Consider the following 24,220-nt stretch of genomic DNA (forward strand, 5'->3'; position numbering starts at 1 on the left):
AACAACGTGGCTCAGCCAGCCGCTCTTGAGTTCATCACCTGACCGGTAAATTCGCACGCAGCGCCGTGATAGGCGAGGCAGCCACGTTGTTCTTCGAGATTGAGGAAGCCGTCCTCGTCGAAGACCAGCTTGACCTCACAATATTGCTCGCTGGTCATCGGGCTGCCCGAGGCCGGCTTGTAATCCTCGTTTTCGATTAAGAGATTGCCACCCGTGGGCCCCAGGATCATCTCGCCCTCGATACCGCCGGCGCAACCTGGAAAGTCACTCTCCATGGGTACGACGGTGTCGATCTTGACCGCAAAGACGTCGTCCCGCCGGTGTGTCAGTTCCACCGTGAGTTCTCCGCCTTCGCCGCTGCCGAAATAGGTGCCCTCCTGCTCTTCGGGCGTAAACCCCACGGGCTCCTGCGCGTGGACTGTCGCGGTGAGCAGAACGCTGGTGATAAGGGCTGCAAGCAGACGAGACATAATCAACCTGTTTTAAGAGAGGCAATCGGGCGAAGGATCGGGTCTAAACTGCCGTGACAATGCCCTTGTAATCATGGCTAAAATCGGCCGCCAGTGGCCTTTGCTTCGGTATTTTCGGTCGCCAGAACGCATGCGATGAGGACGCGATCGACGCGTCACTCTGCGCGGCGTGACCTGATGGGTCGGGACGCAAACGCGATCGGAGGATGGGTTGGGTGCATGGCTAACGCGGCGATGGACGGTGCCACTGGCGCCTATTACGATCCGCCGGTTTTGTCATTGATGAATGACAGTGCGATCCGATCGACGATAGGGCTGAACTCAGATTTCCTCGCAGCATCGTAGAAAATGTCGATGCACCAGTTCTGGGCCTCATCGCGCCGGCAGGCGGCGTAGAATATCTGGTTGTCAGCAAACCCGGATATAACGCCAAGATGGTCCTTATCGACTTCGTAGGTGATCTCTCTTGCCTGGGCTGCGACTGTCTCGGTCAGGTAGACGTAGGGCCGGGCATCGCTTTCAGTGCGGTATTGTCGAAGCGTTATTGGGTGATCTGGTACGTAAACAGATCCAAAATCCTTGTCGCCCCCATATGAGCGCACTAATTGGTCCGTCGATAAAGAATTGTGGAACCTCGATTGTACTTCCACCGCTTTGGGTGGTGGTCCACTCATCTGCGGTTGCAGGCGACACGTTGCAGGCTACCACAGCGGTCGCCACGACTAGGATCGCAATAAGCGCCGAGTGAAAGAAGTCTGACCGCACGTGATGCGGAAACCTAAATCCAAAACGGGTTCCGAAATCTGTGCCGTCTCTATCGCACGTGGGCATAATTGTTCTCCGATCTAAACCACCTCCGAAGAAACCAGACTTCTGGATAAATCGCTATGGCGGACTGCCTGAGTGTCAATGCGATCGGGTGGTTCTCGCAACCATCAAGACCGGCCGGCTGGGTGCCGCACACAGCAATTTTGCCCTACCTGTTCACGCAAAAACAGTGGTCGCGCGCATCGACGCTTCCTGCCTATCATCCTTCTCCTACACTGGCGGGATGTGCCGTGTGATGCGTGGCACGGTGAGCACCGAAAGCCTCGAAAAGAACCCCAACGCGCCTATTAGGAGGCGAGTATGTGGTATTTTTCCTGGGTGCTGGGGGGTGGAACCGAAACCGGCGCATCGCGACACCTCTCGGTCATGATCGCGCTCTCGTATGCATAGTGGCTTCTGCAGGAGCGGGGGAAGGTGCTCACGCTCACCAGCGCTGCAGCCATAGGAGGTGCACATCTCGTGGTGCTGTCGATCAACCGTGCTACGGTGGCATGAGGAGCACCCATGAGCACAGCGTCTGAACGCGAATATACTGTCGAGTCCTATAATACCGACCCAGAAGGCCGACCCCAACAGTCTGACATGTGCAAGGTGGTCGCTACTAGCCCTCAAGCCGCAGCCATGAAGGTGCTCAATGAGGATCTACATACGATCGGCGATGTGACTCGGCTGCGCGCACGAGTGAAGCACACGAGTAGTTCGGGTGTAGAGAAGGTCACTACGCTCTACAGCAAGCTGCCGATTTAGGCACCAATCTGTCCAAGGTCGCAACGTTTGGACAGAGACATGTCAATCAACATCACTGACCGAGCGCCAACTGCTGACCGCGACGGACAGGGGCGGGGGCCTAGCCGCGCGCGTAGGGATGTCGGCCCAAGAACTAAACTCGTACGAATAGGCCCGTTGCCAATGCCTGGCGCCAGAAGGGACAATTCCCCGGGGAGCCATTTCATGCTGATCTTAGCTACGATTGGCTTCCGGGGTGGTATCCCGAGCCTCTAAAGCAGCGAACGCTAAGTCATGGTCGTATCAGGCTTGCGTGATTGGGATCTGGGTGGGAGACAGGTAAACAGGTATGGCTAGAGAGCGCGTAATTGTCAGATAACAGTTCCAAATTTCCGGCCTCGACTAAGCCCATGGCCGAGATCGTTCGGACCTTCGATTGGTCGAGCACTCCCCTGGGACCGATCACGAACTGGCCAAGCCCCCTTCGCACCGTTGTAAACCTTATGCTGGAGTCTGATTTTCCTAAAGCGATCGCTTGGGGACCGGATCTCATCACGATCCACAACGATGCCTTTCTGCCAATCCTTGGTGAGAAACCAAGCGCCGTTGGCCGGCCATTCTCGCAGGTGTGGAGTGAGGCCTGGGATATCATTGGGCCGATAGCTCAAGATGCATTTGCAGGAAAATCTACGTTTATCGAAGACTTCCCCCTAATCATCGAGCGGAGCAGCGCTCCCGAGCAGGCGTACTTCACCTTTTGCTATAGCCCGATCCGCGGTGACGACGGCCAAGTTATGGGCATGATGGACACCGTTATCGAGACCACACAGGGGGTGGTAGCGCGCCAAACCGAGGCCGTTCTTCACAAGGAGCTGGCACACCGGATCAAAAACGTCATGGCTGTCACGGGGGCCGTCGTCAACTCTACCCTGAGGCATGCCCGCACGCTGGACGAGGCCAGAGAATCGATAGGAAATCGGTTGGCTGCGCTTGGTAAAGCGCAGGACATGGTGACGGACATCGGACAGGGTTCGGAGTTGTCGCAGCTCATCCGAACCGGCTTAGCACCCTATCGTCTGGACTGGGATCGGATCGGGCTTTCCGGACCGCTCGTTAATCTGCCTTCAACTCAGGTGATCCCATTCTCGCTGATTATCTACGAATTGGCCACGAATGCTGCGAAATACGGAGCACTGAGTTCGGCCGACGGCCATCTCAACATCAGCTGGAGTATAAGCGAACAAAGGCAGTTTTCCTTCCGTTGGAAGGAGGGCGGCCTAAGCGGCTTGAGGGAAGCCTCCAGGACCGGATTTGGATCCCAACTTCTCACCAGGATCGCGCCAGCCTATTTTCGGGGTCAAGCGAGTATCGATCTGAGGATTACAGGCATGGAATACCTCCTGACCGGCCAAATTTTGACGGACTGAATCACCGATCTCTTGGGGCGCCTCGAACGGCCGTCGACAAAGGTGTCGTTTACGCCTCCGGTCGCATCGGTCGAGTGATTGCGCGCGCTAGATTGACCGCTATTGCCACCGGAAAAGAGCCGCACGCCGAACAAAAGGCGCTCAAGCGGCTTGGACAATAGCCACATTCCCAACTCACAGTAGGAACACTTGTGTTTTGGTCAGGGAAAGACCAGCTACTATCCTTTTAGAAAGTGCCACCATGGCTCGCCAACCGAACTATGACTTTGAACGAAAAGAACGTGAACGGCTCAAAAAACTGAAGAGCAGTGAGCGTGCAGAGGCCAAGTTGAAACCAACGACGGAAAGCCAGAGTGACGTTCCAGCCCCGACAGCGGGCAAGTCCTAGTGGTCGCCGGCAAGGGTCTCCAGACGTTGATCTACGGTAGGAAACCGTGATGGTTCGCCTCGCTGACGAGCAACTCGGCTGGGACAGCTTTTTCGAGTGTCAGCTTGCAGACAGCGAAGCAGAACTTTGGCGGTTGCGCATTGATGCGGTCCATCGCGGGCGGCTGACGGGCCTCATGGACGCCGAGCAGTTCGAAATCGAACTGCCTGCGCGCGCCGATACTGCTCACTTTGCGGTTGGCGATTGGGTGCTGGTCAATCCCCATACCAAGGCACTGCATCGCCGCCTGGACAGAAGGACGCTTTTACAGCGTCCAGGAGAGGGTAAAAGGCCAACCCAGCTTGTTGCCGCTAACGTCGACACGCTCTTTATCGTCGCTTCCTGTAACGCGGACTTTAATTTGGCGCGGCTCGAACGCTATCTCGCGTTCGCCAATGACGCCGGAACGAATCCCGTCATCGTTCTGACCAAAGCCGATGTCGCCGATGACGCGCAAGATTTTGCGCGCCAAGCTGCCACATTGCAGCGCGGATTGGCCGTAGTAACAATTAACGCCCGCTCGGCTGATGCGGTAACGGCCCTGCGGCCTTGGTGTGGTCCGGGATCGACCATAGCCATTGTCGGCTCATCTGGCGTCGGCAAGTCGACCCTTGTCAATAATTTGGTAGCCAGTGGATCCCAGCTTCCCCAACAGACAGGAAGTGTCCGCCCAAGCGATTCAAAGGGCCGTCACACAACCACCGCCCGGTCGCTTCACGCCATGGCCGGTGGCGGTTGGGTGATCGATACTCCCGGCGTCAGAAGTTTGCACATGAAGGACTTGGGGCAAGGTTTGGATGTGCTATTCGCCGAGATCACCGAACTTGCCCCCTCCTGCAAGTTCCGCAATTGCACTCATGACCACGAACCAGGCTGCGCGGTCCGGGCGGCAGTAGCGTCCGGCACGCTTGATCCGGACCGTCTCACCCGCTGGCGAAAGCTTCACACTGAAAGTCGCGCTTGAGCTCGCCGTGCATTTGCACTTCGACCACCATCCGGCTCAATGGGCCTGCATCTTGACTAGCATCAATGTCCTGCCTGCGACCCGAGACGGCAGCTAGCGCCACGCCCTCCCAACACAAGCATGGCGACGCCTGGTTCGCTCGCTTTTGGCAAATGCGCTTTGCGTGCTCGAAAGGCAGCATGAGATCAGAACGAGCATTTCCTAGGTCGCGGCTCCTAGCGCGACTCCGCGGAATGCTCTGAGTAAATCCCGATCCAGCTTTCCGCCCATGCTCTCCAGGACCAAAAAGGCTTCGTGTCGGTCCATGCCAGCGCGATATGACCGCCTCTCGATAAGAGCCGAATAGATATCCGCAATCGTCACCATGCGGACCACGTCGCTAATTTGCGTGTTGGACAGCCGGTCTGGATAGCCGCTTCCGTCGAGCAATTCATGATGGTGTAGGACGACGTCTAGGGACTCGCTGGGAAATCCGCCCTGTTGAAGTAGCAAATCATATCCGAGTTTGCAGTGGCGCTGCATTTCCGCCATCTCTGGCTCCGTCAGCCGTCCCGGCTTATCGAGGATGCTCAGTGGTATACATGCTTTGCCAAGGTCATGGAGCAAAGCGGCCCGGGCGAGACGACGTTGGTCACGTGAGCTGAATCCTAAGTGTTGAGCAAACGCCACGGCGAAGCCCGTGACCGACAAGCAGTGCCTATAGGTGCTGTTGTGGTGCAGACTAACGACCTCAAGCCACCGCTGCAGCCCGCCCTTGTATAGCGCGTTCGAAATAACCTCCTCCTGTTCCAGGACATCTTCGAGCGAAAGACCTTGGCCGGCTTTCAGGCCTTCAAATATCTTCAGGAACACTCGGTGGGCCGCATCGACCCCGGCACAGACCACGTCATCGATCTGAGCCAGCTCGACGCTAAAGCTGGCTGCACAATCGGCGCTGATGTCACCCAGCAAATCTTCAGGGGCGAACGGGCGGAACAAGGTCATGCTAGCGCCAAGGGCTCTGGCCTGTGTGCCGCCATGGTGGCGATCCGCGCCAATGACAAAATAGCGAGGCGCGTGGTGTGCGGCGGGAGCTTCAAACTGGCGCCGTAGTCCGAGAACGGTGTCGATGTCGGTCAAGTCGACGTCAACGATCATGCGAAAGTAGTGATCGGTCCGGCCACTTAGCTCTAGAGGCGAGATTTGAGTCACCGCGCCGGCAAGGGTCAATATGTCAGCGAGGTCGGCGCTGCGGTCAGGGCGATCGGAAATTAGTAAAAATCGATCGGTAGGTCCAGTTATTGGCCAGGTCGGCCAACGTCCTGGGATCTGTGCTTTGGCTGTCATTATGTAGAAAGCGCTCGGGTCTGAAATCGGATGCCGGTCAGTTGCTCCAAGGGTAACTCTGTCCGAAGCAATAGAGAGCGAGATCCGCCGGTAGCGTGAACGGTTCATAAATCCGCGGCTACAGCTCGCGAAGTCGTACAGTCCCCGCTGGCACAACAGCCAAACTTACTAAAATTGTACCAAGCTTGAACATAAGCCGCTCAGTCTAAAGGCCTATCTAGATGACTCGCCCTAGGGACATGCGCCAATGCTCTTGCGTCTACAGAATGTAATTCTAGAGATGGTCGCAAAAGGTGAAGCGCTCAAGGCAACCACTGACCGTCTTTGCACCGAGGTCGAGGCTATCGCTCCTGGTACAGTTTGCTCTGTGCTTGCCGTGGATAGGGGGGGCTTTCTGCATCCGCTATCTTGCCCTGCTCTGCCGCAGAGTTATTCGGACGCGTTTGAGGGCCTCGCGATCGGGCCGGCCGTTGGGTCGTGCGGCACAGCCGCCTATCGAGGCGCCTCCGTCACTGTGACCGATATAGAGACAGATCCACTTTGGGCGGCGTTCCGGGCCTCGGCCGTACCGCTTGGAATAAAGGCCTGCTGGTCGAGTCCTATCTTCAATAGCGAAGGTCGGGTCATCGGCACGTTTGCATTCTATTACCGCGTTCATCGCGGCCCCAATGAATTCGAGGAGGCGATCGTTGCCACCTGTGCCCATCTTTGTACCATCGCTATCGAGCGCCATGAACGTGTCCTTGAACGTGAACGAATGGCGTATTCCGACGCCCTGACCGGCCTTCCTAACCGCGCAAAATTCGAACTTAGTTTGTTGGAAGAAGCGAGTAGGCAAGAGGGTCCACGGGGGCTGCTCCTCTTCGATATCGATAACCTCAAAGCGTTCAATGACACCTTTGGCCATCGTGCAGGCGACGCTCTCATTCAAATTGTGGCTTCCAGAATCGCTGCGACCGCCATGCCGCATCGCTCATTTCGGCTGAGCGGAGACGAGTTCGCCGTCCTGGTCGAACACAATGACGTCGCCGCCTTGGCAAAGAAAATCATGGCAGCGGTTTCAGAGGCAGCCCTGTGCGACGGTCACTCCGTCATGCCTTCGGTGACGATCGGGGGAGCAGTCCTTGGAATTGATCGAGATTGTGAGCTTATGCGGCACGAGGCCGATTTCGCGCTCTACCATGCCAAGGACAACGGGAGAGGCCGGTTCGTCTTACACACCCCAGCCCTAAAAACCGCGATATCCCATCGATTTGAGGCCATCCACAATGTCGGAGTCGCTCTCGATGAAGGAAGGATCGAAACCTTCTATCAGCCCATAGTGCGCCTCGACACCAGCGAGATCGTAGGTCTGGAGGCGTTGTGTCGGATGAGGACGCACTCCGGTAGTGTCGTGCCAGCGGGAGACTTTCACGACGCGACCACAGACGTGCGGCTGGGGTCGCGCATTACACAGACGATGATGAGTAATGTCGCAAGGGACCTGCGCCATTGGCTCGACCTTGGCATCCCAGTCCAACATGTCGGCATCAATGTTTCATCGAGCGACTTTCACAGAGGTGATCTGGGGGATCGTCTGACGACAACCTTCGGCGGCGTGAACGTGCCTCTCAACCACATCATTTTGGAGGTCACAGAGTCCGTTTACCTTGGGCAGCGCTATACAGCCATCGCTGACGAAATTTGTGCATTGCGGTCAAAAGGTCTTTTAGTAGCGTTGGACGATTTTGGTACCGGCTTTGCGTCTCTGACTCATCTGCTCAGTGTGCCCATCGACATCATCAAAATCGATAAGTCCTTTGTCGATGGAATCGCCGAGGGAGGGGGAGGCGCCGCGATCATAAAGGGCGTTCTCGGCATAGCGGGAGATCTGGGTATCCGAGTTGTCGCGGAGGGAGTGGAGACGCCCGATCAGGTGCGTCACCTTCGTGCATTGGGCTGCACACTGGGCCAAGGCCACAATTTCTCTAAGGCAGCGGGGCGCGATGCCACGACCGAATTGCTCCTTCGATTTGCCCAGCAGCCATCGACCTCAACAGGCAAAATGGTCCAGTTGGAGACATACCGGCAGCGCGTCGTCCACTAGCGCAGGCATAGGTAGTAGCCTGGCAAGTCCCGATTTCCCAGAATCTCGAGAGGTGTCCTTCGAGTTCAGAGTTGAGCTGACTGGACCTACCGCGTGACCAAATTCTGTGTCGCGTCGCAACAAAATACCGCGCCGGCTTTGGGTTCAATGGGTTTTACCACTATGCTTCGAGGGGCTTGAAGCTGTTCCGCTTCGACAGCCATACGAGTTTGCCGGAAACGTGGGCCTGTGTTTTGGCTACGGATTTTGACCGGCGCAGGTTCAAACCGTGGGAAAAACCGGGTTAGTAGTTGCGCCTGCGACCGCTCGACATTTTGGACGCCGACAATGATCTGGTTTGATGCCGCCTTGGAAAGCCCCGTTGATGATGGTCTTCTACGACGCTGCATAGCGACATTGCTCAACATTCCCAGCGAGAATGTGGATGTCGTGCACAGCCTCAGTAAAATCAAAGATGCCCCCGCCACGTGCGTCGTTGAAGATCGGGGCTCAGACAGCTATTCGCAACTTATTACCGTCTATGTCTCCGAGTCATTGCCGTGCCCGTACGTTCTAGATGCCGCCGCCCAGTTGGCGCGGATGTTCGCTAAGTCATTGCTCCTAGTGGACGATGCAACAGCGAATCCGTACTCGTTCGTTTGCGTCTCCAGTGCTGGCCAACACTCGGTTGTTCTGGTGGACCCTAACGAGTTGGACAAGAATAACCGCTATGTTATTCGGGAACCTGCCGGCGGTCGTTGCTAGAGAAAGAGCCTGTTCCGTGGCATCATGGACATCGTCTCTGGCCAATGCACGGTGAAGAGTACCAACGTCCAGCAAGCGTCGCGCCCGTCGGTACATACTCCCTTGCGCTACGAAGTCTGACGACCACACTAGCCGTCCACCTCCTTCTTTACATCGCCCTCGGCCGTGCCGTAGCGCTCCTGGATCATTCGCTCAAGCGCGCGAACCGATATGCACATGATTGCATTGTTCCACATAAAAATTGCCACAAATGTTTCTATATCTATTTGATATCAAAGGCAAAAAGATGTTTTGCACGCATGTGCATAATTGTTGCCACGTTGTATTGACTATGTAGCGTCTGCCGTGGAACATTCATTCCAACGCGCCGGGATTGGCGCGTGCTGTCCGACAGAGCTGGCATAACCGGCCCGGCAGCAAGGGGGATGACTATGGGAGGACCCGCATGATTGGGACCGTGATGTCGTGCGCACTATTTCTGCGTGCGCTGGCCAAGTGGACTGGCCGATGAGCGTGTCGGAAACCTCATTGCGCGCGGTGCAGGATAAGCGGTCTGTCGCCCAGCCTTCGGCCAGTCAGGCGTTGAAATATCGTCTCAAGGTGGCGATGCGCGAGCCGACGACGCTGATCGGAATTTTCGCGGCGCTGCTGTTTGCCTATCTGATCCTGGTGCCTATCCTGTCCATGCTGACCGATGCGGCGCGGGTACAGTTTGGCGATGAGCGGCGCATTGCTTCGGACATTGGCAGCTTCACACTTTACTACCTGAGCCGTACCTTCCTCTCGCCGATTTCGCGCGATCTGTTCTGGCAGCCGCTGCTCAACACATTGTCGGTCGCGGCGGGAGCGATCAGCCTCTCCATGCTGGTCGGTATTCCGCTCGCCTGGCTGATCAGCCGCACCGATATGTTTGCCCGGCGCTGGTTCGCTACGGCATTGATCGTGCCCTATATGCTGCCGGCCTGGACCTTTGCGCTGGCCTGGACCACGCTCTTCAAGAACCGCACGGTGGGCGGGCAGCCGGGCTGGTTTGAGGCCATGGGCCTGACGCCGCCCGATTGGCTGGCCTATGGGCAAGTGCCGATCACGGTGATCCTGGCACTGCATTATTCGCCGTTCATCATCCTGCTGTTCGGCACGGCTTTGCGCCGGTTCGATAGCCAGCTTGAGGATTCGGCGCGCATTCTGGGCGCCCGGCCGAGCCAGGTGGCCTGGCAAGTGATCCTGCCGCTGATGCGCCCGGCGCTGCTGTCGGCCATCGTGCTGATCTTTGCCAAATGCCTGGGCGAATTCGGCGTGGCCTATGTGCTGGGCCTGCCGGTCAAGTTTGACGTGTTGGCGACTTCACTGTTCCGCAATATCGCCTCGCGCCAGACTGGCGTGGCGGCGGTGGTGGCCGGCTCGATCATGCTGATCGGTATCGTGACGCTGTTGATCGATGCCAAGCTGGTCAAGGAAGCCCGACGCTTCGTCACTATCGGTTCCAAGGGGACGATGAACCGCCAGTCGCGGCTCGGTGTATTGCGCATTCCTGCGACCGCGTTTGCCGGGCTGATCTTCATGCTCAGCGTTGGCCTGCCGCTGCTGACGCTGTTGCTGTCCACGGTGATGAAGCAGCCGGCGCGGTTCACGCCCGACAATTTCACGCTCGATTATTGGATTGGCACCAATCTCGATACCGTGGCGCTGCGCACCGGCATCCTGCTCAGCCGGGACCTGTGGATGGCAGCGTGGAACACGCTGTGGATCGTCGGCGTCGCTTCGGTCACCTCGGGCATATTGGGGCTGCTGGTGGGCTATGTCGTGGTGCGCACGCCGCTGCGGCCGCTCTCGGTCTTCCTGCGGCAGATCACCTTCCTGCCCTATCTGGTGCCTGGCATCGCCTTCGCTACGGCTTATCTCTCGCTCTTTGCCGTGCAGCGCGGACCGATCCCGGCGCTCTATGGCACGGTGACGATCCTGATGCTGGCGCTGATTGCCGACCAGATGCCCTATGCCTCGCGTGCCGGTATTTCGGCCATGATGCAGCTGGGCAAGGACCCCGAAGAGGCTGCACAGATTTCCGGCGCCGGCTGGCTGCGGCGGATGATCACCGTGGTGATCCCGATCCAGAAGGGATCGCTGGTCACCGGCATTCTACTGCCCTTTATTTCGGGCATTAAGGGGCTCAGCCTCTTCGTGATCCTGGCTGTGCCATCGACCGATGTGCTGACGACCTTCTCCCTGCGCCTGGTCGATTATCACTACACCCAGGCAGCCAATGGCGTGGTGCTGATCATTGCCGGCATCGCCTATTTCGGAACGCTCGCCGCGCAGCGGCTCACCAAAACCAATATCGCCGAAGGGCTGGGAGGCTAGTTCATGCCAACGATCAACCTGCGCGGAGCGCAAAAGAACTACGGTGCCAATTCGGCCAATGCCGTGACGGACCTGGACCTCGATATTGGCGACGGCGAGTTCATGTGCCTGCTCGGCCCTTCGGGCTGCGGCAAGACCACAACGCTGCGCATGATTGCCGGGCTCGAAAACCTTTCCGGCGGGGAAATCCATATCGGTGACCGCATGATGGATTCGGTCACCCATGGCGTCTTCGTGCCGCCCGAAAAGCGGGAAATGGGGCTGGTATTCCAGAGCTATGCGCTGTGGCCGCATCTGACCATTGAGCGCAACACCGATTTCGGCCTGCGCCTGCGCAAGGTTCCCAAGGCCGAGCGTGAAGCGCGAGTCGATAAGGTGATGCGGGCGCTCGATATCGAGAAACACCGCGACCGCTATCCCTCTCAATTGTCGGGCGGGCAGCAGCAGCGCGTGGCTCTGGCGCGCATGCTAGCGGTCAATCCTGGCGTGCTGCTGCTCGATGAGCCGCTGTCCAATCTGGATGCACGGTTGCGACTCGAAATGCGGGCGGAGCTCAAACGTATCCATGCCGAGTTCAAAACGACGATCGTGTTCGTCACTCATGACCAGTGGGAAGCGATGACGCTGGCCACCACGATCGCTGTGATGAGCGAGGGCACATTGCAGCAGATGGGCACGCCCGACGATATCTACGAGCGACCGGCCAACCGGTTCGTGGCCGAATTCGTCGGCAGCCCGCCGATCAATATTCTGGACCTGATGGCCGATAAGCGCAGCGCGTCGGCGCAGGCCATGGGCGCGTTCCTCAGTGAACGCTATGCCAGCCTGGGCGATGTCGGCTCGGTCGGGTTGCGGCCCGAGGCTCTGCGGATCGACGAGGACGCATCGGCGGTTCCCGCCACGGCGTTCCAGCTGCCGGCAACGGTCACCGGCATTCTGCCGACCGGCGGCAATTGGATCCTCGAATTGGGCAGCGGCGATGGCACGCTGTTCCTCACCACCCATGAAGCGCCCGAAATTGCGGTGGGTGCGGCGGTGACAGTCTGGGCCAAGCCCAAGGCGCTGCATGTGTTCGACAGCAAGGGTCAGCGTCTCGATGCTGCCGACCGGCTGATGCGCACGCCCAAGGCTAAGTGACAACGAAGATAATCGGAGACGCCTTGATGACGCAAACCGTTACTACTGCGATCCTGACCAGCCTTGTGGCCCTGTGCTGCGCCAGCCCCATTCTGGCGCAAGAGAGCGCCGAGCTTGAAGCGATGATTGCCGCCGCCAAGGGCGAGCCGCCTATCACCGTCTATGCGGTGACCGGCAAGATCGTTGAAACCGCTCAGGCCTTCACCGCCAAATATGGCGTCACCGCAGAAGGCAAGAAGGTCTCCGAAGCCGACCAGATCGAGCTGCTGCTGCGCGAGCATCAGGCCGGCAACAGCACGGGCGACGTGACCGTGGCCGCCGATGTGGCGGCGGTGATGGGGCAATTGGTGCCCGAAGGCGTGGTGGAGAATTTCGCGCCGCCCGATCTGGCGGCCAATATCGCGGCGCCCTTGCAGGACCCGCTGGTGTTGGTCACCGACCCCCATGTCTGGACCTATAATACCGAGGCTTATGAGACCTGCCCCGTCACCAATATCTGGCAGCTAACGGAGCCCGAATGGAGCCGCAAGGTTGCGATGCTCGATCCACTGGTCAAGCCCGCCTATGCCGATTGGTTCAACCAGCTTGAGACCAATCATGACGCCGAAATGGCGTCGGCTTATGAAGCGCTCTACGGCAAGCCACTGATCACCGACGAGAAAAGTGCGACGGCGGCCTGGGTTAAGGCCTATGCGGAAAACCAGCCGCTGGTGGCTGACTCTTCGGCCGTTGCTGATGCCATTGGTGCGCCGGGGCAGGCCGAGCCCTATTTCGGCATCAGCTCGGTTGCCAAATATCGGGACAATACCGAAAAGGGCTACAAGCTGGGTATTTGCAGCGGCATGCAACCCTTTGCCGGCTGGCTCTATCCCGGCTTTGGCATGGTCGCAGCAGGCACCGACAGCCCCAATGCCGCGCGGCTCTTCATCCACTATTTGCTGACTGAAGAGGGCATCGCGCCCCAGACCATTGACGGCAAGATTTCGTCCAATAGCACCATTGTGCCCAACCCCGAGGAGGCCTCGGGCGTCGCGGCTGTGATGGGCGAATTGATGGCCTATGACACCACGACGGCCAAGCTCGATTTCGAGCTGCGCCAGGACTGGCAGGATTTCTGGCGCATCCACTACTCGCGCTAGCGGCAGGTTCGCCACCCCGCACATAAGCCGAATGGCATGGCGGGGCAGGGGATGATGAGGGAGGAGAGGAAATGTTGAATTTGAAACAAGCGGGGGTGCTGGTCACCAGTCTTGCCGCACTGCTCGCTGTCACGCAGGCTTTGGCGCAGGAGGCGTTCGATCTGGATGCGCTGATCGCGGCGGCCAAGGGCGAGGAGCCGATCACTGTCTATGACAGCACCGGCAAGATCGTGGAAATGGCTGACAATTTTACCGCCAAATACGGCGTCAAGGCCGTGGGCACCAAGGTCAAGGCGACCGATCAGCTCGAAATGATCATTCGGGAGGCCCAGGCCAACAATGTGCAGGGCGACGTGTCGATCATCAGCGATGCCCCGGCCGCCATGGCGCAATTGATGCCGGAGGGTTTCGTCACCAGTTGGGTGCCGCCGGATATGGCCGACAGAATAGCGCCGGAATATCAAGACCCGCTGGTCGTGGTCACCAGTGCCAATGTGTGGGTCTACAATACGGCGCTCTACGATGCCTGTCCGATCAGTAATATCTGGCAGCTGACCGAGCCCGAATGGAAGGGCAAGGTCGCCATGCAGGACCCGCTCAACAAGGCGTCCTATGTGGACTGGTTCAACCAGACCCAGGCGCATGGCGATGCGCAGGTGGCGGCGGCCTATAAAGAGCAATACGGCAAGGACCTCGATACTAGTGAAGAAAGCGCCATGGCCCAATGGGTCAAGGCGCTGGCGGCCAATGGGCCGCTGTTGACCGATGCCGATGCGGCGGCTGCTGAAGCCGTCGCGGCGCCGGGGCAGTCGGAGCCTTTTGTGGGGCTCGTGAGCTCGGCCAAGTTTCGCGACAACGCGGAAAATGGTTTTACGCTGGGCCTGTGTAGCGAGCTAAAGCCTTGGCTTGGCTGGATGTATCCCGGCGTCGGGGTGATCACGGCTGGGAGCAATAGTCCCAACGCATCCAAGCTTTTCATCCACTACGTCATGACTGCCGAGGGCATCGCGCCCCAGGCGGAAGACGGGAAAATGTCGACCAATCAAGATGTTGGTCTGCCTGCCGATGAGCCTTCCGGGATCGGGGCGGTGCTGGATCGGGTGTTTCCCTACAGCATGGCGACGAGTCTGGACGATTGGGATGCCCGCCAGGATTGGCAGGACCTTTGGCGCCTGAACTACGCCAAGTGACAGTGAGGACATGCAGATGAACAAGTTATCAATCGCCGCACTGCTATTGGGCGTGAGCGTTCTGGGCGCCCCGGTCATGGCGCAGGAATTCAATCTCGATGCGCTGATCGAAGCGGCAAAAGCCGAGCCGCCGATCACCATCTACGACAGCACCGGCAAGATCGTGGATATGGCCGAAGCTTTCACCGCCAAATACGGCGTGCAGGCGACGGGGCAGAAAGTGTCGGCCAATAGCCAGCTCGAAATGATCATCCGCGAAGCGCAGGCCAATAACGTGGCGGGCGATGTGGCGCTGATCACCGATGCGCCGGCGGCTCTGGCGCAATTGCTGCCGCAGGGGATCGTGGAAAGCTGGGTGCCGGTGGATATGACCGACAAGATCCCGGTCTATTTCCGTAATCCGCTGGCGATTTCGACCAATGCCAATGTGTGGACCTACAATACCGAGGTCTATGACAGCTGCCCGGTGAGCAATATCTGGGAACTGACCGAGCCCAAATGGAAGGGCAAGGTGGCCTTTGTCGATCCGCTGACCAAGGGCACCTATACCGATTGGTTCAACCAGATGCAGACGCATGCCGACCCCGAACTGGCGGCGGCCTATAAGGCCCACTTCGGCACGGATCTGGATGTGAGCGGGGAGACGGCGACCCAGCAATGGGTCAAGGCCTTCGCGTCGAACGGGCCGCTGGTGACCGATGGCGATGATCCGGTGTCGGAAGCGGTGGGCGCACCGGGGCAGGCCGAGCCGTTCTTTGGCCTGATGAGCTCGGCCAAGTTCCGCGACAATGAGGACAAGGGCTACAAGCTGGGCCTTTGCGCCGAGATGACCCCGTGGGTGGGCTGGACCTATACCAAGCTGGCCCTGATCGCCACCGGCACGGATAGCCCCAGCGCTGCACGGCTCTTCGTCCATTATATCCTGACCGAAGAGGGCATTGCCCCGCAGGTGGCCGACGGCAAGATGTCGACCAATAGCGAAGTGGGCATCCCCGCCGACGAGCCCTCGGGACTGGCCGAGCATGTCGCGGCTTTGTTCCCCTATGACGCGAGCACGGGCCTCGACGACTGGGACACGCGGCAGGACTGGCAGGACTTCTGGCAGATGAACTACCGCAAATAAGCCTCACCTCATCGGCTGGGATCGCCTCCACGATCCCGAGCCTACGGTCCCCGGAACTGTTCCGGGGACCACTTCAAACCGCAAGAGTGTCCATGACCAGCCCTAGTGCCAAGCTACTCCCCCAGCCCGACCTGCTCGATGTGGCGCGCCGCGCTACTTTGTTGGTGGGCGATCCGCTGCGCGCCGCGTTCCGCTCGGATATGGCGGTAGATTACAAGGTCGACCTGCATGACATCGTCACCGTGCATGACAAGCAGAGCGAGGTCAGTATTCGCGACTTCATCATGGGCGAAGTGCCGGATTCGACCTTTCTGGGCGAAGAGGGCGGCTCGATCGGCAATGGCAGGGTGCATTGGTATGTGGACCCGATCGATGGCACTTCCAATTTTGCGCGCGGCATTGCCTTTTGGTGCGTGTCCGTCGCTGCAGTGATTGACGACGAAATTGTCGCCGGGGTGATCTATGACCCGATCGCCGAAAACCTCTTCAGTGCCGATGCGGGCGGGGCCTGGCTCAATGGCAAAGCGTTGCGCTCGAGTGCTGTGGCCGATGAGCGGCAGGCGACTTTGATCACCGGCTATCCCGTGTCGCGCGATTTCCGTATTGATGGCCGGGAGGTGGCGCTGGCCGATTTTGGCGAGCTGACCGAGACATTTTCGACCATGCGCCGCCCCGGCAGCGCGGCGCTGAGCCTGGCCCATGTGGCAGCCGGCTGGGCGGATGCGGCGACGGGCTTTGGCGTCAATGCCTGGGACGTGACTGCGGCCATCCTGATCCTGCGGCAAGCGGGAGGGCGTTATCAGGGATTGACCATGGGCAAGGTTGCCGAAGGGTCCCCAGACTTTCTGTGCCCTGGTTATATCGCTACGGGGCAGGGGGGCGATTATCCCACCTTGCAGCGGGTTGCCGAGGGAGTTTCGGCGCGCCGGCAACGCGCCAAGGACGACCTGCCCGGAGTTGATGTGAAATGAACGTGGTTATGGCTAGCCCCAGCGTGGCGGTCGATCTCGATGCGCGCCAGGCATTCTGTCTGGACCTGGTGCGTACGGCGGGCACTATTGCGCGCGATGGCTTTGTGCAGCGCTCGGAAGCCCAGATTGCCATGAAGGGACCGCAGGATTTTCTGACCGAAACGGATGCGGCGGTTGAACGCCATATCAAGGCACGGCTTGCCGAGGCTTTTCCGGAGGACGGTTTTCTGGGGGAAGAGACTGGCGGGGTCGTTGTCGGTGAGCAGATCTGGGTGGTCGATCCGATCGACGGCACGGCCAATTTTGCCCGGCAGATTCCGCATTTCTGCATTTCCGTCGCTTTGGTATCGGGCGGCGAAACCGTGTTGGGCGCTATCTACAATCCAGCGTTGGACGAGCTCTATTTTGCCCGGCGCGGGCAGGGGGCCGCGCGCAATGGCACCCCGATCTGGGTGGCCAGTACGACGCGGCCGGATGCGGCCTGTGTCGAACTGGGCTGGTCGACCCGGGTGCCGCAGCATTTCTATCTCGATGCGCTGACCAAAATTCTGGACGACGGCGCCAATGTGCGCCGCGCGGCCTCGGGCGCGCTGGCGCTGGCCTATGTGGCCGATGGGCGCTCCGATGGTTATGCCGAGCTGCATATGCAGCCCTGGGATTGCCTGGCCGGTCTGCTGCTGGTGGAAGAAGCCGGCGGCGTGGTGGCGCCCTTTCTTGCTGTGGACGGGTTGGCGAAAGGCGGGGCGGTGCTGGCGGCAACGCCGGCCATTGCCGAGGCCATGAGCATCTCGACCGGCATTCCGCTGGTTGTTTGAAACCGTGCCGGCAACGCTGCGGACTGCGTTGCCGGACCTTCTGCCAATTGAGTTCGCAATGCCCGGCAAACCGGGCCGGAGACTATCATGGACCTTGCCTCGCCGCGTTATGACCGCCCCAAGCTCAGCCGCATCGTGGAGAATGTGGCGCCCTATGGCGTCGATATTTTCATCAGTGGCATGGAAGGCGCGAGCGATGTTGCGCTGTTGCGCGAGAATGGCATTTCAACCGTGGTCAATTGCGCGGTGAATCTGGATTTCAACTATGTCACCGAGCCGGCCGTGGAGGCCAATCAGTCCCAGATCGGGCATGGCGCGGGAGCGATCCGCTATTACAAGCTGGGGCTGATCGATGGGCCGGGCAATCCCGAAACCATGATGCTGGCGGGCTATTATCTGCTGCAGGGGGCATTCAGCCAGATCCTGCCCGAACGACCATCCTATCCGCGCCGCGAGCGGGGCAATGTCCTGGTCAATTGCCGGGGCGGGCGCAGTCGTTCGGTGACGCTGGTGGCTCTATTCCTGCATCATGCCATGCCCGAAATGTTCCCCACCCTGGATATCGCGCTTGACCATGTGCGCACGAGGCGGCAATTGCGGCCCGATGAATGGTTCGAGGCGCCCAAGCCTATGTTGATTGCATCGGCCCGCAAGGCCTCGGAATGGATTTCGCGCATCGACGCGGAAACCGGGCGCGGCAAACCGGCATGACGAATGCCGGGGTCTAAACAGCCGGACGCGGCAATACCGAGCGGCGCCAGATCGGCACAGGTTTAAACGGAGCAATAGTCTGTGCCCATTCTCCGGGCTCGGTTTGGGACAGTAACTGCACGATGTGCTCCACCATCTCATCGATAGGCTGACGGAACGTCGTCAACGCGTATGAGTCCCAGCCGGCCTGTTCGATATCGTCGAACCCGACAATGCTGACATCCTGCGGTACGCTTAGCCCGAACGAATGCCGCACCGCATCCATGCATCCCAGTGCCAGCAGGTCGGTGACGCAGAATATGCCATCGGGCGCTGCGCTGCGGCTGAATAATTGCCGCGCGGCCTCGGCGCCCGCAGCGTATCCGGTAGGGCCCGCCTTGATGACCGGAATGGACATACCATCCTGCGTGGCAGCGACCGTGAACGCCTCCTCGCGCGCCATAAGGCTGGGCGTGCCGGCAGTTGAGGAGACCACGGCCAGCCGCTGGCAGCCGGCCCGGCGCAGCATCAGATAGGCCTCCCGTGCATTCTCTGCGTTCTCGACAGCGACATTCACCGGACCCGCGATATGGTCGCTGCGGTTGATCAGGATGACGCGCTGGCCATTGGCGACGCAACTGGCGATCAGGGAGGCGTCCGGCGTGCCGGAGAGTACGATGACGCCATCGGCGCGGAAATTGAGGGTCTGGCGCAGGGCATTGGCGACGCTGCCGGCATCGCCCGTGGTGTTGATCACCATGCCGACCTTCCCGATAGTCTGCAATTGGCGGGTCATTTCGTCGAGCATGCGCGCTTGGTAGGGCGTGGGGATATCGGAAACGACAATACCCACGATATTGCTGCGCTCATGGGAGAGGCCGCGGGCCAGGTGATTGACGTGGTAACCAAGCATATCGGCGGCATGCAGCACCTTCTTTCGGGTTGCGTCAGAGACGCTGGCCCCTTCCGTAAAGGTACGCGACACAGCCGAGCGCGAGACGCCCGCCAGCTGCGCGACCTCTTCCGCGCTCACAAAGCTGCGGTCCCTGGTATCCGTGCTCAATCAAACAACCTCATGCTGCACGCCCGTGCATGGTCAACTTACTAACGTGCCGAACGCTCCTTGTCCAACGACCACCGGAGTGTATTTCAAACGTGTCGCAAGTTGGATGTTGACGCGTGATCGAAAGGACATATCTCGTTTGCAATCGCGTGCAAGCAATCTGGATTTCTAACAGGTTTCAATGTCGTCAACAATTCATCTGATCGATCTGCTCGGAGCCAGCGCCCTGCGGATCTGGGGCTGCGCCTGATCAAGACCGGCATCACGAATGCCTTTGGCGGCTCGTTGCGCCAGTGGATCGGCAAAAGGTGTCTTGTCGCGAAGCTGGGCGAACTGGTCCACTTCCGTCTCAGTCAGGCCACCAGCCTCGCGGCCGATCGAGGCGAGGAGCGAGCCGAGCTTCACGCGAGTGATTGGGCGCACAGCGGCTTCGAGGATTTCGCGCATCTCGGCTTCTGTGCTGCGTCCATGGTGGGCGGCACGCACCTTTAAGGCCCGGTGTGTCTCAGCGGACAGATTACGAATTGTGACTGCAGCCATAGTGATGGCCTCCTCGACCATTTGATGACAATGATAGCAATAGATATTTGCGATCACTTTCAGCCGTAACCGGCCTATGCCCCCAACCCCATAACGCCATATCGGCAATCGTGTAGTGGGGCGCCTGCCAGGTACCAAGCGTGCGCCAGCCGTTCGTCGAGCACCGCGGAGTGCCGCGCAACCTTGCAGTGCGCCGTAGCCTTACAAGCACCGACACTAGCCATGACATCTCCGGGGCGGGTCTTCACGCCCAGATCACGTCCTCAATTTGGCATGTCTGACCGGAGGACGACGTCGCCAAACGGCGCCCCCTCGCTCTTGTCCCCGCAACGGACGTCCGCAACTTTTTTCCCCTGAGCGCCGCGCGCTCATTCCTCGCGCAGCAAGAAAGCCGCCTCCGTCCGCCCTCCACTTTGTTTCGGCCTCTTCGCGGTGCGGGTCGATCGCCCCCGGTCTGCCGACAGCCATCGAGGTCGCGATGGGCGCGACCGACAAACTTAGGAGACGACAAATGGCTAACATCGGTACCTTCACCCCCAATGCCAGCGGTTTTACCGGCACGATTAAGACTCTCAACCTCAACGTCAAGGCTCGCATCGAGCGGGTCCAGAACCCCTCCGACAAAGGCCCGCATTTCCGCATCTTCTGGGGCGCAGTCGAACTGGGCGCCGCCTGGCAGAAGACGGCCAAGGAAACCGAGCGCGACTACCTCTCGGTGAAGTTGGACGATCCGAGCTTCCCAAGCCCGATCTACGCCACCCTGATCGAGGTCGAAGGTCAGGAAGGTCTGCAGCTCATCTGGTCTCGACCCCACGGCGACTGACCACAAACGGGGTCCCGTCCACCAGCGGGACCTCGATCCTCTCTGCTTATCGTGGGAGAGATCGCCATGCCTATCGACGAGACCGAAGAACTGCGGGCCGAACTTCGTCACGACATTGCGGACCGCAAACGGCGAATATGAAGGTTTGCATTTGAGCCAAACCAGACCGCGTCCTCACTTGGCGGACACCGGCAGTGCAAGTCCGTGCAGGCCAAGAGATATGGCAATCGCTACCGCCACCGATGGAAGAATGCCTGTCGCCGCTGCCATCGGACCGATGGCCCCACCACGAGGATGGCAAGCGCCATCCCATTCAAAAATTGCGCGACTGTCCTCATACTGTCCAAAAGAATAACCGATTGGCTGTACGGGAGATTTCGGGATAAATCCGCCTGCGGGGGAACTATGAAAGCCACGGTTGATCGCCTAAGTGCCGAATTGACGAGCCGCTACGTCCTTTATCTCGAGACGTTTCTCGTCGATCTCTGGAGTGACGCAGGTCAGATCGAGTTCCGATGTGGCTTCACCTTACGCTCCGACCACCAGCTCCGCCAATTTACGCTCAAGGTACCGGCCCTTGCCGGTGATACCGACGGCGAGCGGGACTTGATCATCGTGATTATCTTTGAGCAGATCGAGGACATGATTGATCAAGCCATTGCCGAACGGCGCGCGGCTACAAACTAGTCATCGGTGATACGTGGTGCTGGGTCAGAGGCGCCACGGGTCAATTCACGTCACAGCTGCCCCACGGCAAGTTCGAGTGTCCAAGCCCGAGTTCAGCATGCCGTCTGGTATCCTCGTCGCCGTTTGCTGCGTTCGAGGCGGGCCTTGGCCCGCTGCGCCGTTTCAATATCTTCGTACAGAACAATCTTATGCTGACCGCGCGTACCAATGCGGCCCCATTCCCGAATGAGTGAGCTGCCGCCGAATAAATTTGGCTGAATGTACAAGGTATAGAACCGCGCCATGTTCTGGCTTGGGTCGATACGGTTTAGATAAATCTCAGCGGGCTCGTGGCTCATGCCTCGAGTCTCTTTGAACGGAAGAATCCTGTCCAATCAGAGTTTTGAATCGCGGATGGGTTATCGATTCATTTTGGTGATGATCAGGGTCTTGCCCTTTTCCAGCCAGCAGGGGACGTAGTGCTTCCTCGGAGGCGCGGAGCATTGCGTAGGCCAGAACGCGCTCCCATACAGCGCGAAGAGACGGCCGAAGTCTTGTGGGAGACGGTAGCTAGGTACTGGCAAAACCTACTTGTTAGATTCGTAACTGTTTCGTCCCACGCTCTTCCTCATGTCGGCGCGGCGAAACCAAATGGCGCGTCCGCACCGCAGTGGAGGGTTGCCTGCGGTAAAGACGATCTGTTCATCTGCGCGCATATGCAGCACCTCATGAGGCAGGATCAAAGGACGGCGAGTTAATTGCTTGGATCGAGTCCGCGATGAGCCGGACATTTGCGCACTCCGGCTCAACTGGTCGACCTCCACCGTGGAGTCACCACAGCGCCTCGAAATATAATCAGCTGTTTCGGGATCGTTGATTGCGGCGAAGGAAATCCATGACGCGCTTTCGAACCATTTGCTGGTCGCGTCCCGACCACCATAGGTCTCACGCATCTGTCCGATCGACTGGAACAGCAACAGGAGCGTGATGCCATATTTGCGACCGGTATCGCGCGCGGTTTCAAGAATGCGCAGATAGCCAAGCCGTGCGACTTCGTCGAGCAGGAATAGGGTCTTCCCCTTCGTCTTGCCCTTGCGGTTGTAGAGAGCATTCATCAGCGCGCCGATGATGACGCGGGCAAGACCGGGATGGGTCTCGAGCGTTTTGAGGTCGAGGTTGATGAAGATGTCGATACTTCCCTCGGCCAGCTCGTCCGTGGTGAAGCTGTTCCCAGACACCAGGGCAGCATAATTGGGATAGGACAGCCAATGGGTTTCCTTGACCGCATTGGCATAGACGCCGGAAAAGGTTTCGGGCGTCATGGCGATAAAGGGCGCCACGTTCTCCTTTACGAACTCGGATGCCGATTTGTCGTTGATGGCCTGAAGCCGCTCGCGCAATTTTGGTTCGGGCTCCGCGAGATTGGCGCGAACCTGGCGCAAATGCTGGTCTGGCTTTCTGGTATGACCGGACAGGCACACATCGGCGAGTAGCGCGGTCACCAATTGCAGCGCTGAGGCACGGAAAAAGTCGTCGCGGGCCGAACCCTGGCGCGGATTGTCGGTGAGGATCCAGGTGGCGACGGCGACGATGTCTTCTTCCCTGGTGCCGCCAAACTGGCCGATCCAATCGAGTACGTTGAACCCGATTTGGGGTGAGCCTGGATCGATCACGAAAAGGCTGCGGCCAGCAGCATGTCTATGACCAGACACCATTGGCCCAACTTCGTTAGACGGGTCGAGCACCACAAGGCTGCCAGCCCATTTTAGCGCCGTGGGCACCGTGACCGATGTGGTTTTGAAGCCGCCCGAGCCCGCAAAGACGATTCCGTGGGACGAACCGAAGGATCCATCAAAACAGAGCAGGGGGGACGTGCCGCCCTTACCCCAACTCTGCTCGTCATCGGCGCGGAACGCATGGTCGGCAGTGCTGTCTTTGTCGACGCGGTAGCGCTCGCCAACAACGATGCCACCAGCACTCGGAAAGAGCCGAGCCGCGGCGCCGATACTCATCCAGGCAGACTCGCCATATATCGCGCGCTTGCCGCGAACCCGCTTCGGCGTGGCTGCTTCGAATGCTGCATTCCCGCGGAGCATGACCCGCATTGCAAATAGGCCGCACAACACTGTGGTCATTCCGCCGAGCAGGGTGGCAGGATCGGCAAAGCCCAGAATGCTCTGGGTTGGAGCAACCTGGTTGGCAAACGACAACAATCTCGAGGATTCCCGCAATATCGCGAGGGCCGTCACGGTCATTGCGCCGATGACGACGCCGAATGCCGCGCTGCGGATGCCTATTGCGCCTTTGGCGGCAAACAGAAAAACCACGCCAATGGCTCCCCCAGCGATATAGGGCATGGCAATGCCAATTCGGCCCAGCGCTATAACCGACGCCGGCGTAGTGCCGAAGGCCGACAGCGACCCTTCAATGCCGCTCAGACCCTTACAAGTGCCAAGCATCAAGGCGATGGGCGCGACCATCAGCAATAGTCTATTCGGGGTCATTGCCGAAGGCTCGTATGCCGATGGCCATCAGACGTTCCCGCTCTGCTGGGTTGATTTGGATCCGATCACGCGCATCAATGAGCAGTCCGAGCAGCAGGGCCCGTTTCTCATAGCGCAGGCCCGCCTTGGCGATCAGTCCGCCAAGCTGGATTTTTTCGCGCGCGTCCTTCTTTCTGTTGGCGGTTTTAATGACTTGTTGCATG

The 24,220-nt window shown here is 59.1% G+C and carries 21 protein-coding genes and 1 pseudogene; 14 read left to right on the forward strand and 8 right to left on the reverse strand.

Features of this window, described 5'->3' with window-relative positions; all coding sequences use genetic code 11:
- Positions 1-11: 11 nt before the first annotated feature.
- Positions 12-470 carry a hypothetical protein gene (locus ACI3KW_RS00170; protein WP_404846396.1) on the reverse strand — a complete coding sequence of 153 codons (459 nt, stop codon included), beginning with the start codon at positions 468-470 and terminating at the stop codon, positions 12-14.
- Positions 471-727: 257 nt separating this feature from the next.
- The gene (locus ACI3KW_RS00175) at positions 728-1,144 is read right to left on the reverse strand and encodes a hypothetical protein (protein ID WP_404846397.1); all 417 of its coding nucleotides are present in this window, start codon (positions 1,142-1,144) and stop codon (positions 728-730) included.
- 1,290 nt (positions 1,145-2,434) lie between these two features.
- On the opposite strand from ACI3KW_RS00175, the gene ACI3KW_RS00180 reads away from it, so the two are divergent.
- Positions 2,435-3,451 (forward strand): HWE histidine kinase domain-containing protein, encoded by a 1,017-nt coding sequence (locus ACI3KW_RS00180; RefSeq protein WP_404846398.1) that lies wholly within the window; start codon positions 2,435-2,437, stop codon positions 3,449-3,451.
- 437 nt (positions 3,452-3,888) lie between these two features.
- On the forward strand, positions 3,889-4,842 hold the full coding sequence (gene rsgA, locus ACI3KW_RS00185) for a ribosome small subunit-dependent GTPase A (RefSeq protein WP_262165395.1): 954 nt from the start codon (positions 3,889-3,891) through the stop codon (positions 4,840-4,842).
- Between the two features lie 201 nt (positions 4,843-5,043).
- On the opposite strand, the gene ACI3KW_RS00190 is transcribed toward rsgA, so the two are convergent.
- Positions 5,044-5,961, reverse strand: coding sequence for an HD-GYP domain-containing protein (locus ACI3KW_RS00190; protein WP_404846399.1), 918 nt, complete (start codon positions 5,959-5,961; stop codon positions 5,044-5,046).
- A 454-nt stretch (positions 5,962-6,415) separates the two neighbouring features.
- Between ACI3KW_RS00190 and ACI3KW_RS00195 the strand changes: the two genes are divergently transcribed.
- From ACI3KW_RS00195 to ACI3KW_RS00240, 10 genes are all read left to right on the forward strand, one after another.
- A complete protein-coding gene (locus tag ACI3KW_RS00195) occupies positions 6,416-8,254 on the forward strand; it encodes a putative bifunctional diguanylate cyclase/phosphodiesterase (protein ID WP_404846400.1) in 1,839 nt (612 codons plus the stop codon).
- 327 nt (positions 8,255-8,581) lie between these two features.
- Complete coding sequence (locus ACI3KW_RS00200) at positions 8,582-8,998, forward strand: hypothetical protein (protein ID WP_262165398.1); 417 nt, start codon at positions 8,582-8,584, stop codon at positions 8,996-8,998.
- 507 nt (positions 8,999-9,505) lie between these two features.
- Positions 9,506-11,356, forward strand: a complete 1,851-nt coding sequence (locus ACI3KW_RS00205) for an ABC transporter permease (RefSeq protein WP_404846401.1) — start codon at positions 9,506-9,508, stop codon at positions 11,354-11,356.
- Positions 11,357-11,359: 3 nt separating this feature from the next.
- On the forward strand, positions 11,360-12,493 hold the full coding sequence (locus ACI3KW_RS00210; RefSeq protein ID WP_404846402.1) for an ABC transporter ATP-binding protein: 1,134 nt from the start codon (positions 11,360-11,362) through the stop codon (positions 12,491-12,493).
- A 26-nt stretch (positions 12,494-12,519) separates the two neighbouring features.
- Entirely contained in the window at positions 12,520-13,632 is a 1,113-nt protein-coding gene (locus ACI3KW_RS00215; protein WP_404846403.1) for an ABC transporter substrate-binding protein, read from the forward strand.
- 71 nt (positions 13,633-13,703) lie between these two features.
- Positions 13,704-14,822: an ABC transporter substrate-binding protein gene (locus tag ACI3KW_RS00220; protein ID WP_404846404.1), complete on the forward strand. Its 1,119-nt coding sequence runs from the start codon at positions 13,704-13,706 to the stop codon at positions 14,820-14,822.
- A 76-nt stretch (positions 14,823-14,898) separates the two neighbouring features.
- Positions 14,899-15,945, forward strand: coding sequence for a substrate-binding domain-containing protein (locus ACI3KW_RS00225; RefSeq protein WP_390888761.1), 1,047 nt, complete (start codon positions 14,899-14,901; stop codon positions 15,943-15,945).
- A 92-nt stretch (positions 15,946-16,037) separates the two neighbouring features.
- Entirely contained in the window at positions 16,038-16,916 is an 879-nt protein-coding gene (locus ACI3KW_RS00230) for an inositol monophosphatase family protein (RefSeq protein ID WP_404846405.1), read from the forward strand.
- 8 nt (positions 16,917-16,924) lie between these two features.
- Positions 16,925-17,731 (forward strand): inositol monophosphatase family protein, encoded by an 807-nt coding sequence (locus tag ACI3KW_RS00235; RefSeq protein ID WP_404846406.1) that lies wholly within the window; start codon positions 16,925-16,927, stop codon positions 17,729-17,731.
- A gap of 87 nt (positions 17,732-17,818) precedes the next feature.
- Positions 17,819-18,442: a dual specificity protein phosphatase family protein gene (locus ACI3KW_RS00240; protein WP_404846407.1), complete on the forward strand. Its 624-nt coding sequence runs from the start codon at positions 17,819-17,821 to the stop codon at positions 18,440-18,442.
- A 13-nt stretch (positions 18,443-18,455) separates the two neighbouring features.
- On the opposite strand, the gene ACI3KW_RS00245 is transcribed toward ACI3KW_RS00240, so the two are convergent.
- Positions 18,456-19,484, reverse strand: coding sequence for a LacI family DNA-binding transcriptional regulator (locus ACI3KW_RS00245; RefSeq protein WP_404846408.1), 1,029 nt, complete (start codon positions 19,482-19,484; stop codon positions 18,456-18,458).
- Between the two features lie 288 nt (positions 19,485-19,772).
- Positions 19,773-20,024, reverse strand: a pseudogene (locus ACI3KW_RS00250) (FitA-like ribbon-helix-helix domain-containing protein); the annotation flags it as partial.
- Positions 20,025-20,535: 511 nt separating this feature from the next.
- Here ACI3KW_RS00250 and ACI3KW_RS00255 point away from each other — a divergent pair.
- Together ACI3KW_RS00255 and ACI3KW_RS00260 are read left to right on the forward strand one after the other, a co-directional pair.
- The gene (locus ACI3KW_RS00255; RefSeq protein ID WP_262165413.1) at positions 20,536-20,847 is read left to right on the forward strand and encodes a DUF736 domain-containing protein; all 312 of its coding nucleotides are present in this window, start codon (positions 20,536-20,538) and stop codon (positions 20,845-20,847) included.
- Positions 20,848-21,252: 405 nt separating this feature from the next.
- Positions 21,253-21,534, forward strand: coding sequence for a hypothetical protein (locus tag ACI3KW_RS00260; protein WP_262165416.1), 282 nt, complete (start codon positions 21,253-21,255; stop codon positions 21,532-21,534).
- 92 nt (positions 21,535-21,626) lie between these two features.
- Here the strand turns inward: ACI3KW_RS00260 and ACI3KW_RS00265 are convergent, their stop codons facing one another.
- The 3 genes from ACI3KW_RS00265 to traD all read right to left on the reverse strand — a co-directional run bounded on the left by ACI3KW_RS00265 (position 21,627) and on the right by traD (position 24,219).
- Positions 21,627-21,872, reverse strand: coding sequence for a WGR domain-containing protein (locus ACI3KW_RS00265; RefSeq protein WP_404846409.1), 246 nt, complete (start codon positions 21,870-21,872; stop codon positions 21,627-21,629).
- Between the two features lie 228 nt (positions 21,873-22,100).
- Positions 22,101-24,017 (reverse strand): Ti-type conjugative transfer system protein TraG, encoded by a 1,917-nt coding sequence (gene traG / locus ACI3KW_RS00270; protein WP_404846410.1) that lies wholly within the window; start codon positions 24,015-24,017, stop codon positions 22,101-22,103.
- Positions 24,004-24,219: a conjugal transfer protein TraD gene (gene traD, locus ACI3KW_RS00275; RefSeq protein WP_404846411.1), complete on the reverse strand. Its 216-nt coding sequence runs from the start codon at positions 24,217-24,219 to the stop codon at positions 24,004-24,006. The genes traG and traD overlap by 14 nt, the downstream gene beginning before the upstream one ends.
- Between the last annotated feature and the right edge of the window lies 1 nt (position 24,220).

The organism is Devosia sp. ZW T5_3 (assembly GCF_044987315.1).
GTDB lineage: Bacteria > Pseudomonadota > Alphaproteobacteria > Rhizobiales > Devosiaceae > Devosia.

Bases quoted from the DNA above. Each gene is read 5' to 3' on its own strand.
- ACI3KW_RS00170 (WP_404846396.1), bottom strand. From the start codon at position 470: ATGTCTCGTCTGCTTGCAGCCCTTATCACCAGCGTTCTGCTCACCGCG.
- ACI3KW_RS00175 (WP_404846397.1), bottom strand. From the start codon at position 1,144: ATGAGTGGACCACCACCCAAAGCGGTGGAAGTACAATCGAGGTTCCAC.
- ACI3KW_RS00180 (WP_404846398.1), top strand. From the start codon at position 2,435: ATGGCCGAGATCGTTCGGACCTTCGATTGGTCGAGCACTCCCCTGGGA.
- rsgA (WP_262165395.1), top strand. From the start codon at position 3,889: ATGGTTCGCCTCGCTGACGAGCAACTCGGCTGGGACAGCTTTTTCGAG.
- ACI3KW_RS00195 (WP_404846400.1), top strand. From the start codon at position 6,416: ATGCTCTTGCGTCTACAGAATGTAATTCTAGAGATGGTCGCAAAAGGT.
- ACI3KW_RS00200 (WP_262165398.1), top strand. From the start codon at position 8,582: ATGATCTGGTTTGATGCCGCCTTGGAAAGCCCCGTTGATGATGGTCTT.
- ACI3KW_RS00205 (WP_404846401.1), top strand. From the start codon at position 9,506: ATGAGCGTGTCGGAAACCTCATTGCGCGCGGTGCAGGATAAGCGGTCT.
- ACI3KW_RS00210 (WP_404846402.1), top strand. From the start codon at position 11,360: ATGCCAACGATCAACCTGCGCGGAGCGCAAAAGAACTACGGTGCCAAT.
- ACI3KW_RS00215 (WP_404846403.1), top strand. From the start codon at position 12,520: ATGACGCAAACCGTTACTACTGCGATCCTGACCAGCCTTGTGGCCCTG.
- ACI3KW_RS00220 (WP_404846404.1), top strand. From the start codon at position 13,704: ATGTTGAATTTGAAACAAGCGGGGGTGCTGGTCACCAGTCTTGCCGCA.
- ACI3KW_RS00225 (WP_390888761.1), top strand. From the start codon at position 14,899: ATGGCGCAGGAATTCAATCTCGATGCGCTGATCGAAGCGGCAAAAGCC.
- ACI3KW_RS00230 (WP_404846405.1), top strand. From the start codon at position 16,038: ATGACCAGCCCTAGTGCCAAGCTACTCCCCCAGCCCGACCTGCTCGAT.
- ACI3KW_RS00235 (WP_404846406.1), top strand. From the start codon at position 16,925: ATGGCTAGCCCCAGCGTGGCGGTCGATCTCGATGCGCGCCAGGCATTC.
- ACI3KW_RS00240 (WP_404846407.1), top strand. From the start codon at position 17,819: ATGGACCTTGCCTCGCCGCGTTATGACCGCCCCAAGCTCAGCCGCATC.
- ACI3KW_RS00255 (WP_262165413.1), top strand. From the start codon at position 20,536: ATGGCTAACATCGGTACCTTCACCCCCAATGCCAGCGGTTTTACCGGC.
- ACI3KW_RS00260 (WP_262165416.1), top strand. From the start codon at position 21,253: ATGAAAGCCACGGTTGATCGCCTAAGTGCCGAATTGACGAGCCGCTAC.
- ACI3KW_RS00265 (WP_404846409.1), bottom strand. From the start codon at position 21,872: ATGAGCCACGAGCCCGCTGAGATTTATCTAAACCGTATCGACCCAAGC.
- traG (WP_404846410.1), bottom strand. From the start codon at position 24,017: ATGACCCCGAATAGACTATTGCTGATGGTCGCGCCCATCGCCTTGATG.
- traD (WP_404846411.1), bottom strand. From the start codon at position 24,219: ATGCAACAAGTCATTAAAACCGCCAACAGAAAGAAGGACGCGCGCGAA.